The 14,137-nt window shown below is 36.5% G+C and carries 9 protein-coding genes; all 9 read right to left on the bottom strand.

Annotated features, from left to right (window positions below; genetic code table 11):
- Positions 1 to 13 precede the first annotated feature (13 nt).
- Positions 14 to 841, bottom strand: coding sequence for a cytochrome C assembly family protein (locus MKY88_RS16785; RefSeq protein WP_036119291.1), 828 nt, complete (start codon positions 839 to 841; stop codon positions 14 to 16).
- 174 nt (positions 842 to 1,015) lie between these two features.
- Positions 1,016 to 2,380 carry a glutamyl-tRNA reductase gene (hemA, locus tag MKY88_RS16790; protein WP_328204156.1) on the bottom strand — a complete coding sequence of 455 codons (1,365 nt, stop codon included), beginning with the start codon at positions 2,378 to 2,380 and terminating at the stop codon, positions 1,016 to 1,018.
- Positions 2,381 to 2,577: 197 nt separating this feature from the next.
- On the bottom strand, positions 2,578 to 5,499 hold the full coding sequence (locus MKY88_RS16795; protein WP_340814196.1) for a VWA domain-containing protein: 2,922 nt from the start codon (positions 5,497 to 5,499) through the stop codon (positions 2,578 to 2,580).
- An 18-nt stretch (positions 5,500 to 5,517) separates the two neighbouring features.
- Positions 5,518 to 6,966 (bottom strand): S-layer homology domain-containing protein, encoded by a 1,449-nt coding sequence (locus MKY88_RS16800; RefSeq protein WP_340814198.1) that lies wholly within the window; start codon positions 6,964 to 6,966, stop codon positions 5,518 to 5,520.
- Positions 6,967 to 7,172: 206 nt separating this feature from the next.
- The gene (locus MKY88_RS16805) at positions 7,173 to 8,831 is read right to left on the bottom strand and encodes a DUF5666 domain-containing protein (RefSeq protein WP_340814199.1); all 1,659 of its coding nucleotides are present in this window, start codon (positions 8,829 to 8,831) and stop codon (positions 7,173 to 7,175) included.
- Between the two features lie 141 nt (positions 8,832 to 8,972).
- Positions 8,973 to 9,146, bottom strand: a complete 174-nt coding sequence (locus tag MKY88_RS16810) for a YjfB family protein (protein ID WP_083244723.1) — start codon at positions 9,144 to 9,146, stop codon at positions 8,973 to 8,975.
- A 136-nt stretch (positions 9,147 to 9,282) separates the two neighbouring features.
- Positions 9,283 to 9,864, bottom strand: a complete 582-nt coding sequence (gene yihA, locus MKY88_RS16815; protein ID WP_054609155.1) for a ribosome biogenesis GTP-binding protein YihA/YsxC — start codon at positions 9,862 to 9,864, stop codon at positions 9,283 to 9,285.
- Positions 9,865 to 9,868: 4 nt separating this feature from the next.
- Positions 9,869 to 12,193 carry an endopeptidase La gene (lon, locus tag MKY88_RS16820; protein ID WP_069482224.1) on the bottom strand — a complete coding sequence of 775 codons (2,325 nt, stop codon included), beginning with the start codon at positions 12,191 to 12,193 and terminating at the stop codon, positions 9,869 to 9,871.
- Positions 12,194 to 12,422: 229 nt separating this feature from the next.
- Complete coding sequence (gene clpX, locus MKY88_RS16825; RefSeq protein WP_008180649.1) at positions 12,423 to 13,694, bottom strand: ATP-dependent protease ATP-binding subunit ClpX; 1,272 nt, start codon at positions 13,692 to 13,694, stop codon at positions 12,423 to 12,425.
- Between the last annotated feature and the right edge of the window lie 443 nt (positions 13,695 to 14,137).

The following is a 14,137-nucleotide window of genomic DNA, read 5'->3' on the forward strand; positions in this document are numbered from 1 at the left end:
TCCAACCTTTCCTCTAATACCATAAATGGAATCGTGATAAACTACTTCCTAAGAAGAAGTTCACAACAACTAATAAATAGGCATAAATATGTACCCATGCATAAGTTGTACCTATCAGCTTGCTTTTGCGATTCACATATAAGATAAAGCAATACAAAATTAAAATAATGAAGGATCCTATGATCTTCGCATCGAAAATCGAAAGACTCTCTAATGTTAATAATGCCCATTCAAACCCTAATATTAAACTTATAAATAACATCGGGATCCCAATAAAGAATGATACATTCATCCAGTTGCTCGTTTGCTGTAAAGATGGCAGTCTTGTCCATAGATGGGACCACTTTTTCTTCTTCAGTAATCGATATAAAACTAGATATAAAATGGCAAACACAAATGTTAATGTGAATGCTGCATATGACAATATCGCAAATGATATATGAATAAAAAGCATTTCCGAAATTAATGTATCTCCGACAGTTCCCGTAGGACGTTTAGGCATAAATGTAAATATACTAGCAAACAAAAACCCTAAAATATTTATAATAAATACCGGTAAGTCTACTCTTGCAATGCAATGCAGGATAATGGATAACGTCACAAGTAACCAGGAGTAAAAGAGAATCCCCTCTGACAATGATAAGATCGGAAAGCGTTTTGTTTCCACAAACGTTAAAATAATAATGGCACTTTGAATCATCCATACAAATGAAACAAGCCAGAAAGCAATGCGCCTTGCTCGTACTTGCTTATAAAAATAATCAGTAAAGTAAAAAACTAGACTGATCGCATACAAGACGATCATCACCTCATATAGCCTTGTCATGGTCAAATCAGCCAATAGACATCCCTTCTTTGTATTGAAATTGTACAGCTATAAGTAAGAAAACAAAAAACGTTTTCGTATCCTAAGTTTACCATACAGATACGAAAACGCCTCATGTAATATCAGTAGAGAATCCAATAGCGCAAAACCACTTCGTACAACTTCTGTGTACAAAACGCATTAGATAATTTAGAAAGAATACTTTGGTTCAGCAGAAGTTTGAGTTGCCTGTGCGCGTTCTTTACGCTCAAGCTCTTGCTTCGTCATCTCTTGAACTTCAGCTTCCACAGCTTCTTCTATACCAAAAATTTGTTGGAATAAACGTAACTGTTCATTTGCTTTTGGTGAATTAGCCATTTCTTTAGCTTGTAAGATTGGCTCTTTTAACAATTGATTAATAATTGATTTTGTATGTTTACTTAAAATTTTACGTTCACGTTCCGTTAAATCTGGCATTTTATTCTCTATACTAGTCATTGTCTCTTCTTGAATACGATTTGCTTTTTTACGTAATGCAGAAATGACAGGTACAACACCAAGCGTTGACACCCAATCTTTAAATTGGATCACTTCATGCCCAATCATATCCGTAATATCAGCAGCAGCGCGTTCGCGCTCAGCTAAATTAGCTTCGACAATTCCTTGTAAATCATCAATATCATATAAGAAAACATTTGGTAAATCGCCAACACGTGGATCGATATCACGAGGAACAGCGATATCTACCATAAATAATGGTTTTCCTTTACGTAAACGTTCCACGAATTGCATGAGCTCATAATCAATGACATAATCAGTTGCACCAGTCGATGTAATTAAAATATCTGCCTCTAATAAGGAGCACTGTAATTCCTTCATTGATTTAGCTTGACCATGGAATTTAGCGGCTAGGGTTTCCGCTTTTTCAAACGTACGGTTAATCACTGTTACTTTTCCTACTCCACTGCCGTAGAGGTTTTCAATCGCAAGCTCCCCCATTTTTCCTGCACCTAGAATAGCTACATGTTTGCGTTGTAAAGAGCCAAAAATTTTCTTTGCTAATTCTACTGCTGCATAAGAAACTGATACCGCATTCTCGCCGATAGCTGTTTCATTATGTGCTCGCTTTGCAAATGTTACCGCTTGTTTAAATAGTTGATTGTAAACCGTTCCTGTCGTGCCAATCTCTTGTCCACTTAAAAAGCTTTTTTTTACTTGCCCTAAAATTTGTGTTTCACCTAGAACCATTGAATCGATTCCAGCCGTCACTTTAAATAAATGTTCGACTGCCTCATCTTCTTCACGAATTGTTAAATACGAAGAAAATGTCTCCACAGGCAAGTCAAACCAATTAGCTAAAAATTGTTTCACAAAATGACGTCCAGTATGCAATTGATCCACAACAGCATAAATTTCTGTACGGTTACATGTCGAAACAATAACGTTTTCTAAAATACTTTTCTGCTTTTGCAGCGCTTCCATTGCCTGAGGTAGTTCACTCTCAATGAATGATAACTTCTCTCTTATTTCAACAGGCGCTGATTTATAATTCAAGCCTACTACGATGGTATGCATGAATAACACCTCACACGTTCTAATTCACAAATTTCATTATAGCACAGTTCGACAATAGTTCATCTATAATTTGTGAACATGTCATGAAGAACTGCATTCCGTCATCTACATTAGAATTATTATAAACTAAGTGTACCAAATTATACGCTTTGTTTCAAATTAAAAAACTGCCCCGCATAAGGAGGCAGTTTTTATCATTAATTGGTCATGGAAACAGTTTTCATCGCAATAATATTTCCATCTTTATCGTATGCGATAAACTCAATTTCATTATTAACTTTAAAGTCCTGCATAGTTTGTACTGTTTTCGTTAACATAAACACATGATCACTGCGTTTTTGTAATTCGAATTGTACATCACCACTAATCGATTTATAACGTACATTAATCTTCTCAACGTTTGGACAATTACCATCGATTCGAGCACTCATTGTAAGATAGCCTTTTCGTAATGACACAGTTGCTTCTTCAAATAAATCATCCGGGTTGATACAGCTTGATGCTGGAGTTTTACATAAAATAGCATCTATCAACTTTTGGAACACTTGATGCAATTGTAAATTATCAAGCGCATGATAATAAGCTCCACCTGTTTCTGTAGACAATTGCATTAACGTAGCATCGTTTATTTGTGATTTCTTGCCCATACTTACAGTGTATACTTTAACGCCTTGCTTTTTCGCGTCATTGATCACTTTTGTCATTTTTGATTTACTTGTTTTCCCATCAGATACAACCACAATAGCTTTAGCCGTTTTCGTATCGTTTGAGAATTTCGTTAATGCAATATCAATGCCTGCAAAAATATCCGTAGCACCTTTATCTTTAGATGCTTTATAGAGGTCTTTCTTCAATACAGCGTCTGTAGTACCCTCACCAAGAATTGTTGCTTTCGTGTTAGTCTCGATGACAATGTTATTTTTCGCCTTCAATTGATTGATGAATTCAATCATTTTTTTGCCACGATAATTGGTTGGATCAACAGCCTTCATAGAAGAAGAATAATCCACTACATAAGCAATTTCTGTTGCTAATGAACACGAGTTTTTACTGAAGTATGGATTAGTGAAAATATCTTTAGACACTGTTTTATCTTTTAACCCCTTCAAAATCGTTGCATAGCGAGGGTCTATTGGATTGACAAGGGTTGCTTCTACTTTAGATTTTCCATATATAATGGAATCAAAGTACGCAACAGCTGTACCTGGATTACCCGTATTATTCAATGGATCTGAAGTATTCGTTATAAATGAAGCTGTTTTTTCCACTCCATCATATTTAATTTTGACTGTTCCTTGATAATCTGTTACAGGTTCTCCACCAGGGCGAACTAAAGTGACCATGACTTTTGTATAGCGATCTTTGCCTGATGGTCTAGAGGCGGCATCAGCACTTTCTTTCAATGCCTCTACTCGTTTTTTATAAGCCTCTACTTGTCCAAGCAACTTCCCGCCTTGATATTTTAATAATACCGTACGGTCATAATTACTTAAGTTTGTAAAGATAGAATAAATTTTCATGACACTATCATAATGTTCTAGTGTCAATTTTTTCTCTTCCGGCATATGGTTCATAAGCTGGATGATAGCTCCAACTGGATTAATGTTTTCTACCTGTGAGGCGATATCATCATCAATCCCTTGAACACGATAAATCGGACGACCATCTTCTGAAATCATATACATAATTTCTGTTTTGGCTGGCGATGTTACAGAGTTATCTAAACGACGATTTAAAAGTTCCTCAAAAAGGTAAACAGAAATATTGTAGTTTTCGAATTGTAAAATAGCATTTTCATAACCTAGAGCTGGATATCTAGGGTCCGATCCACCATAACGTAAATAGACATTCTGTACATTGCCTAAAGCGTCTGTTACATTTGTTTGTTGCCCAATACTAAATAATTTTTTATCCCCATCATACTTAAATGGAATTGGCGAGTACACATCAATTAAGTTTTGTGTGAAGAACTCTGGCAATTTTTCATATGGGACATACGGCGGTGTCACACTACCATTATCATCATCCGTATTGGTAGGATCGTATACTTGGTAATCAATACGTAATTCAGGTTGTGGTGAATAACGCACTTCTGCATTTAATTTCTCCCCCACGAGACACTTCATTGCTGGATCGGTATTATTAACTAGTTCAAAAGAAATTGTATCACGTCCAGATTTTGTTAATTTTGGTGCTACAACAATAGCTGACACAGTCGAACCATCAGATTGGACGGTTTTAACCGCTTCACCAGAAGTATCGATAATCGTACCGTAACTAGACGTTACTCGGAATGTATAAGATTTATCATCCGCAATCGGGTCGCCATTACAGGCCTTTAACGATACAGTCACTAGTGTGGAATCCACTCCATTTGCAATTAAATCGGGGTTTTCCACTACAATACTTTGCAAGGCATTATTAACATACTCAGGACCCGTAAAATCATTGGTATTATCCTTTGGCTCTTCAAAATCCGCACTATTGGAGCCCATGAATCCTGGCGGCAAGGTAATAGTATCATTATCACGTCCAGCTGCACTACGCTTTAACCCTTGTACAGCAAAATTACCATTTTGAACTGCTCTGTATAAGAATGTAGCGACATCACCGCGCGTTAGTTTTGTTGATGGATTAAAGCTTGCAAATGTCTTTTTGGCTGAACTACTTGTCGATAAATCATTTGAATATAAATATTGAACTGCCTGTGGCTCATCTAAATCCAATCCTTTAAAAGCAGCATAAATTTGTGCAAATTGACCACGAGTAACAGCTTTGGATCGATTAGCATTTACATGTGTCCCATTAAACTGTAAATAAAAATCGCTATAAAAGTTATAGGCAACACTATCCGTATAAGATAAGGCGTAGTTACGATCTAGCTTGGCAAACATAAGGACAAGCTCTCGATCTGTCACTTGCTCATTCGGTAAAAAGTTATTGGCATTGTTCAAAGACATCAATTCATTATCAACAGCCCAAGAAATGGCTTTATAATTACTACTATTCGTCGAAACATCTCTTATTGTTGTAGCTGCTTGCGTAACAACAGGTGTTGCTGTCATCAAAAGAAGCATGAAACACAGCGTAGTGAGCACTGCTTTTTTTACATATGTCATGGTTGTTCAGTCCTTTCTTTAGTTAAAGAACAATATGTCATCACGATAATTTTGTTTTAAATCATCTTCCAAATATTTCAAGAATCGTTCTAGGACAACAGAAGCTTCTGCACGAGTCAGAGGTTTATTTGGATTAAAACGTCGGGCAGAATCGCCAATCATAAATCCAAGCTCATTGGCGATGTAGATGCCGTCTCTTGCATAGTTTGGAATTTGATTGTCATCCGTAAATTTTGTTAAATAGCCAGGATTTGGCGCTCTGTTTTCCAGTCCTAAGGCACGAACAAAAATAGTCGCAGCCTGTGCTCGTGTGATGGCACCATCAGGCATGAAATAATCTGCAGAAACGCCTTTAATGATCCCTTTATTTAAAGCTGATTCAATATAGGAATAGTCTTTAAGAGTACGTTTTAAATCCTTAAAAACACTTGTAGTAGGTGCTTTTTTTGATTTCTTTTCTTCAAATACACGTAAGTCCACCGCTTTACCAATGGCTGTAGTAAAGTCAATGCGTTTCATTGGCGTATTAGGAGAGAAGAAATTACTTGAATCTGAATAGATACCTAGTGAATAAAGCTTTTCAATTGCTTCTTTCGCATAATGACTTGTTAAATCACGGAATTTAGGAATAATAAGACGCTCTATAGTTGGCATATATTCTGTATCTAAATCAAGTGTACCTTTTTGTCCAGAAGATAAATTATAAGTGTACTCCGAGATAACATCTTTTTCACTGACTACCGCATAGCCACCTTCAAAGCTTCCTAGAGTACCTAAATTCTCCTCGTAATTAAGGACACGGGATTTACTTGTAGATAAACGGTTTTTTACATGGCTATTCTTGCCGTCGCTAAAAGAATAAACAGACTCTGTAATTTGTGTTTCAGTTGCTCCCCAAAAATTTTCATAGCCTGCATGTCTACTATCCGTATCAATTGTTACAGTATTTTGAACTGCATTTTTCCCTTTGCCAGTTTCAAAGGCATAAGTCTTTCTTGAAATAACATTCCCCGAGTAATAATCTGAAGCTGCGCGATTATCTGTAACAGTTCCTTGGGAAAATTGATAATCCACTAAAGAATAAGTAATTGATCCAATTGTAATTTTTTCTGTGTATTTCTTAACCTCTCCATTAGAAGTTTTTTGACCAATACTTGCATAATCCACAACATCTGACTCATAGGCAATGTTTCTTGTTAATGTAGCGCCATTGCTCCCCATTAACTTCATGCTATACGTTTCAGTTAGTTTGCCCTTTGATTCTTTTTGTGAAATTTTAATATCTTTACTTGTCCCTTTAAAAATAACGGGTGCTCCAGAAAGGAATACCGCTTCCTCATATGTATATTCATTTTTTACGGCACCTGTTGTTTCTAATGAAGCAGCAGATACATGGAATGGCGTAATCGAACTAATTACAAATATAGCCAGAACGACTAACACTAATTTTGACCAATGTTTTTGCATGCGCTTGTCCTCTCTTTCACTATGCATAAAGTGCATCATGAAGCCAGTTTTAATAATTTCTAAAACAAAAATCTGCTTATCTTTCGAAAGTATTGACAATTTAGCCCATAAGACCTAGCGAAGGTATCCTTTTTAGCTCATGAATATATCGCCTTTTTGCTAATACTATTCGCATTAGACTCGCAGATTTTAGTTTGTTATTTACACTAATCTACTAAAATAAAATGTCCTTTTACAAATCGATCTGATAATACAACTAAACGATCCGATGGCTGTAAATCAGATGCCTGAATCACTTTACCTGCTTTTATCAGTGTCGCTTGATCAATATTCATATTAATCATCTCACCTGCTTCATACCAACGGCCATTTTGCCATTGACTAACACTCTTAACGTTTATAACTGCAGGATACGTCGATTTCACAGATTGTAACTTCCCTGTAAGCATTAATGGTGCAACAGGTTTGGCATTATCTAAAATATGAAGTGCTTGTACATGTCCATCCTTCACATAGAAGTAACCATAATCACCTTCAGATAAATAAAGTTCAATATCAGGCATGACATTATATGTGTTATTTCCGTCATCTACCTTTGCCTTTGTTGAATTACTAACCGACAGAACTGTACGATCTGTTTTCTTGAAAACATTGGATTCTATTTTCATAGCATCATCAATTTCTATAAGGTATCCATCAGCTTGAGATAATCGTCCATAATATAATTCATGACCAGCTAAATTTGGAGACATAAAGCTATCACTTGTCACTTGCACTACCTGTGCATAGTGATCACGAGCAGCACCATCCGTAATTACAAATGCTGTACCATAAGCCATAAGCCCCGTTGGTTCAATTAAACGCCCATTACGGATTAAAATAGTTCCATTATGGAAATACATTGAGCCCGCTGTTTTAAGTTTTAATAGATTGTAATCTGTATCAACAGACAGCATTGGCTCATAATAAGTTCTTTCATTATTTTTCAATACTACAATTTTTTCAATAACCTCTTTCCCAAATTGTTTTACAGTCGCGTAGTAAGCTTCACTACCAATATAATTTTTCAGTTGACCTTTTTCTACCTTAGTATTTCCCACATATATCGGTACCTTGGAAGTAAAAGGCATTGTTGAAAGGTCTGCAGTTATTTGAGAGCCAAATTGCCAGTTAACAAAAGCATGCTGGTTTTTGACAGTTAATTTATTGGCATTAGGGTTAACTGCTTGTATTTCGCCTTTATATAGGTTTTCTACAAGAGTACCCGTTTCACTTATCGCTATTTTTGTAACAATAGAAGTATTTTTATTTTTCAAGCTCAATTTAATTCGATCTCCAACATACAGTGCACTGATATCCGTTGCTGATGAGCTTTTTTGATAAACGGTTTCTTTATTAATATAGTAAGTAGTCTCTGCACCAACATCTGACTTAACCATAATAAATAATCCATTAGGATCGATACTCGTTACGACACCAGCAATTGTTGTACTATTGCCTCCAGTTGATGGAACATTCGTTTCTGTAGGTATATTAGATTTACCTCGTAGTTCCACAACACTTCTTAAAGAAATGTCAGCTTCCACTTCCATGCCCATTTTAAAACCTTCTATAGTTGTGGACGTATTATTAATAAATAAGCGAGTGTTTTTACTAATATTGTAGGTTACAGAACGGCCCCGATCATTTTGCAATGTCACTTTACTCAGCTGCTTTTCTATCGTGCCATCTGGCTTTGTATATTCTGAATATGTTACATCAACAAAGGTACCAGTTACTAATTGGGCAGCCTTAGCTGTTTGGTTAAAGGAAAAAACTAGAACCATCAGTAACATAATCGATAATATGTATGAAATCTTTTTCAAAAATTCTGCCTCCTTGCTAAATTTTAGTCATGAATAGTATATCGTATTATTGGTAGTTTTTCTCATTCAAAAAGTTACAATTTCTATCAAACAATAACTTTAAAAGTAAAGGTAGCTTTCAATTAAAGCTACCTTGCCTGCTCAAACCTGAACATCAATTGTATGTCCGGCTGTCGGATGTGGAGCATCTAACATTTCAACTAATTGTTCTGTGTTTTGCTGTTGCATATCCATTGCTTGTTTTGCTACAGCCAAAGATACGTTTTGCATAAGTGTCGCTTGATTCATTGCTATCGATAAAGCCGCTATATCCATACAGTCCACCTCCTATCTACCTTATCGGCAAAATTTTTTATTTCTCAAGCATATTCTCCAACTTTCTCCATACCTTCATAAGAAAAATAAAAAGCATCTACAGTCCTAATTCATTAGAACCAATAGATGCTTTTTTTTACATTCTATTTTCGATAGTACGCCAAGCCTCTTCAAAACCAAGGCCTGATTCTGAAGAAAAGACAATAAGTGGATCATTTTTTTCCATCTCCAATGTCTCTTTGACAATTTTTTTATGCTTATCCCATTTACCTTTTGGAATTTTATCTGCCTTCGTTGCAATCACAATGCAAGGAATATTATAATGCTTTAAAAAATCATACATCATGCGATCATCTGCTGTTGGAGGATGACGCAAATCAATAATTTGTACAACTGCTTTTAATTCTTGACGCCCTGTAAAGTAACGCTCAATCATTTTTCCCCACGCTTCACGCTCTGATTTCGAAACCTTTGCATAACCATAGCCCGGAACATCTACAAAAAATAATTGTTCTTCGATTTTATAAAAGTTCAGGGTTTGTGTCTTACCAGGTTTAGACGAAATACGCGCTAAAGCTTTACGTCCGATCATTCGATTAATGAAGGAAGATTTCCCTACATTTGAACGACCAGCTAATGCAAATTCTGGCAGTCCATCTTCTGGATATTGGTCTGGTCTTACCGCACTAATGACCATTTCGACATTATGGACTTTCATTTTTCTAAATACCTCCGTCCAGTGCATAGGCTAATACTTCATCTGCCGATGACACTAGTTTAAATGTAAGTTGCTCACGGACACTGTCAGGAATATCTTCTATATCGCGTTCATTATCCTTTGGACAAATAATAGTTGTTAATCCTGCACGATGAGCACTTAATGTTTTTTCTTTCAAACCACCAATTGGTAGTACTCGACCACGTAATGTGATTTCACCTGTCATCCCCACTTCTCTGCGAATCGGTCGGTTTAGAATTGCAGAGACAATAGCTGTCGCCATTGTAATACCTGCAGATGGCCCGTCTTTAGGGACAGCGCCTTCTGGAACGTGAATATGAATATCATGTGTATCAAAATATTCTGGATCTACTTGAAGTTTCTCCATTTTTGTTCGCACATAGGACAGGGCTGTTTGAGCTGATTCTTTCATGACATCTCCCAGCTTACCTGTTAATTGCAATTTCCCTTTTCCAGGTGTTAAGGATACTTCAATTTGTAATGTGTCGCCACCAACTGTTGTGTAAGCAAGGCCAGTTGCAACACCTATTTGATTTTCCTTTTCAGCCTGTCCGTAACGGAAACGATGTTTACCAAGCAATTCTTGTAATGATTTTGAGTTAACCGTTACTCGTTTTTTCTCACCCGAGACAATTATCTTGGCAATTTTACGACAAAGCGTAGCAATTTGACGTTCTAAACCACGTACTCCAGCCTCACGTGTATAATAACGAATAATATCAATTACTGCTTCATCCTTAATAATAACTTGTGACTTTTTCAAGCCATGTTCTTTCAATTGCTTAGGAATTAAATGGTTATTCGTAATCTGCGCTTTTTCAATTTCTGTATAGCCCGCTATAGAAATTACTTCCATACGATCTAACAATGGTCCTGGGATGCTACTTAAATCATTGGCAGTGGCAATAAATAGGACATTGGATAAATCATATGTTTCCTCAATATAGTGATCACTAAATGTATTGTTTTGAGCAGGGTCTAAAACTTCTAGCATTGCTGCAGCAGGATCTCCTCTAAAGTCATTAGACATTTTATCAATTTCATCTAATAAAAATACCGGATTAATGGTACCAGCCTTTTTCATTCCTTGGATAATACGACCTGGCATAGCCCCTACATACGTACGGCGGTGCCCACGAATTTCAGATTCATCACGAACCCCACCTAATGAAATACGAATAAATTTGCGGTCTAAGCTTTCCGCGATGGAGCGAGCTAATGATGTTTTCCCCACTCCTGGTGGTCCCGCCAAGCAAAGGATCGGTCCACGAAGTGAATTCTTCAGCTGACGGACAGCTAAATATTCAAGAACCCGTTCTTTAACTTTTTCTAATCCATCATGATCACGATTCAAAATGTTCTCAGCATGATCAATATTCATACGGTCCTCAGTTGCATTTGTCCAAGGTAATGATATAAGCCAATCAATGTAATTTCGGATAACGCCACTTTCAGCACTAGCACCTGGAATTTTTTCATATCTATCTAATTCCTTCAGAGCCACTTCTTTTGTTGACTCAGGCATTCCTGACGCATCAATTGATTTACGTAACTCTGCTACTTCACCCGTTTTTCCTTCACGGTCCCCAAGCTCGGTTTGGATAGCCTTCATCTGTTCACGTAAATAATATTCTTTTTGCGTACGCTCCATCGATTGCTTTACTTTTGAATTAATCTTCTTTTCTAGATCGAGTACTTCTTGTTCATCGTGCAAACGAATAATTAAGTGATCTAGTCGTTTCTTCACATTCAGCATTTCCAGCACTTCTTGCTTATCTGCAATTTTAAATGGTAAATGTGATGCAATAATGTCTGCTAAACGTCCTGGTTCCTCAATATCCGCCACAGTGTTGATGGTCTCAGCTGTTATTTTATTAGAGGACTTAGCATATTTTTCAAAATACGTTAATAATGTACGCATTAAAGCTTGCGTTTCTACATCCTTACCTAACAAATCCTCTTTTACGTCGATATCAACAAATGTATAATTTTCTAAGGCACGATAGTTTTTCCAAGATGCACGCGCAACTCCCTCAACTAAAATTCGCAATGTACCATTTGGTAATTTTAACATTTGTTTGACATAAGCCATTGTACCAATCGCGTATAAATCTTGTTCTTCTGGCTGTTCATCGTGCATTTCCTTTTGTGTTACTAATAAAATCATCTGGTCCTCTAACATTGCCTGTTCTAGCGCTGCTACAGAACGATTTCTACCCACATCAATATGTAACACCATCGATGGGAATACTAAAAGTCCACGTAAAGGTAATAATGGTACATTTGTTGTTTTTTGTATAGTTACCATGCGGGTATTCACCTCCGTCAAAATTTTCATGTTCAATTCCCGCGCTACTAGTATGTGTTTAAAAAACTGATTCACACTAGTTATTGAAACGAGCCAAAAATTTCTACAAGTCAGTCGGCCAATATGTAAGAATGAATAAAAAGCTGACTGTCGATATGTGCGAACATTGCACAATCGAAGTCAGCTAATTACTCTTTATCTCATAACGGTAGACAGCCAAATCTATACGCTATGCTGAAGTTTTTGTGTCGCTACCTTCATCGAGTTCAGTGCCATCTTCAAGAAGCAATTTCGGTTTTTCTTTATCCGTAATTGTTTTTGCAGTAATGATACATTTTTTAACGTCTTCACGTGAAGGCAGTTCGTACATTACATCAAGCATCGTTGACTCAATTATTGAACGAAGACCACGCGCACCTGTTTTACGCTCAATTGCTTCCTTCGCAATTTCCGCAAGCGCACCTTCATCAAACTCAAGCTCAACACCGTCTAGTTCAAGCATTTTCTGATATTGCTTAGCCAACGCATTTTTAGGCTCCGTCAAAATTTGTACTAGTGCCGCTTCATTTAATTGCTCTAGGCTAGCAAGTACTGGTAATCGACCAATGAACTCTGGTATTAGACCAAATTTCAGTAAATCCTCAGGAATCAACTTAGACATGATAGAACCTTCATCTACGTCCACTATATTCGGGTCTGACCCAAATCCAATTATTTTTTCACCTTGGCGACGTTTAATGATGGATTCAATGCCATCAAATGCTCCACCAACAATGAATAAAATATTGGTTGTATCGATCTGTAAAAACTCTTGATGAGGATGTTTTCGGCCACCTTGTGGTGGAACACTTGCAACAGTTCCTTCTAAAATCTTAAGAAGTGCTTGTTGAACGCCTTCGCCAGAAACATCGCGTGTAATAGATGGGTTTTCTGACTTACGTGCAACTTTATCGATTTCATCAATATAGATAATACCTTTTTCAGCGCGTTCGATATCATAATCTGCTGATTGGATTAGCTTTAATAAAATATTTTCAACGTCCTCACCCACATATCCTGCTTCAGTTAATGAAGTAGCATCCGCGATAGCGAATGGAACATTTAATATACGTGCTAACGTTTGAGCTAATAATGTTTTACCGCTACCAGTTGGGCCGATTAACACAATGTTCGATTTTGCCAGTTCAACATCATCAATTTTACTGTTTGTATTGATGCGTTTATAGTGATTATAAACCGCAACTGCTAATGCTTTTTTAGCACGCTCTTGTCCAATTACATACTCATCTAAAATCGTTAGAATCTCTTTTGGTTTCGGGATATCTTGGAATTCGATTTCCTCTTCTACACCTAGTTCCTCTACAACGATTTCTGAACAAAGCTCAATACACTCATCACAAATATACACACCAGGACCTGCTACTAATTTACGCACTTGTTCTTGTGGTTTTCCACAGAATGAGCATTTTAAATTGCCTTTTTCATCATTAAATTTGAACAATATGTTTCACCCCTATTCAAGCAACAATCTTACAAGATTATTGAACCTTTATCAAATAAATTGTCTGCATCATTTATGCCCTCGCATTCATGCAAGTAGATTATAACATCATGTTGTTTACTTCATTCGCCGTCTGCAGCATATTTTTCAGGAACCCATTTGCGCGACCTTTTGTTTCTAAGGTCTCGGTTCTTCACTACTGACACATAAGATTCAAGCTGTCATCAACTACTGATATCTTGATCAGCTACATAGCTTTTTATTTATAAATCTACTACATTTATCTACCAAGGCTTTTTTCATTCGAAGAAATGTTGATTGTTAATGTCTTTATTATGATCTTACAGAATGAAGTAAAATGAGCATCGTGTAAAAATAAAAACAATACTATGTATAAGTGAAGTGTAAAGTGAGTCGTACTAAACTTTAAGGGGACTGATTTT

This window comes from Lysinibacillus sp. FSL R7-0073 (genome assembly GCF_038009065.1).
GTDB lineage: Bacteria > Bacillota > Bacilli > Bacillales_A > Planococcaceae > Lysinibacillus > Lysinibacillus fusiformis.

What these genes read in the sequence shown, in the direction of transcription:
- hemA (WP_328204156.1), bottom strand. Translation starts at nt 2,380, where the DNA reads ATGCATACCATCGTAGTAGGCTTGAATTATAAATCAGCGCCTGTTGAA.
- MKY88_RS16795 (WP_340814196.1), bottom strand. Translation starts at nt 5,499, where the DNA reads ATGACATATGTAAAAAAAGCAGTGCTCACTACGCTGTGTTTCATGCTT.
- MKY88_RS16800 (WP_340814198.1), bottom strand. Translation starts at nt 6,966, where the DNA reads ATGCAAAAACATTGGTCAAAATTAGTGTTAGTCGTTCTGGCTATATTT.
- MKY88_RS16810 (WP_083244723.1), bottom strand. Translation starts at nt 9,146, where the DNA reads ATGGATATAGCGGCTTTATCGATAGCAATGAATCAAGCGACACTTATG.
- yihA (WP_054609155.1), bottom strand. Translation starts at nt 9,864, where the DNA reads ATGAAAGTCCATAATGTCGAAATGGTCATTAGTGCGGTAAGACCAGAC.
- lon (WP_069482224.1), bottom strand. Translation starts at nt 12,193, where the DNA reads ATGGTAACTATACAAAAAACAACAAATGTACCATTATTACCTTTACGT.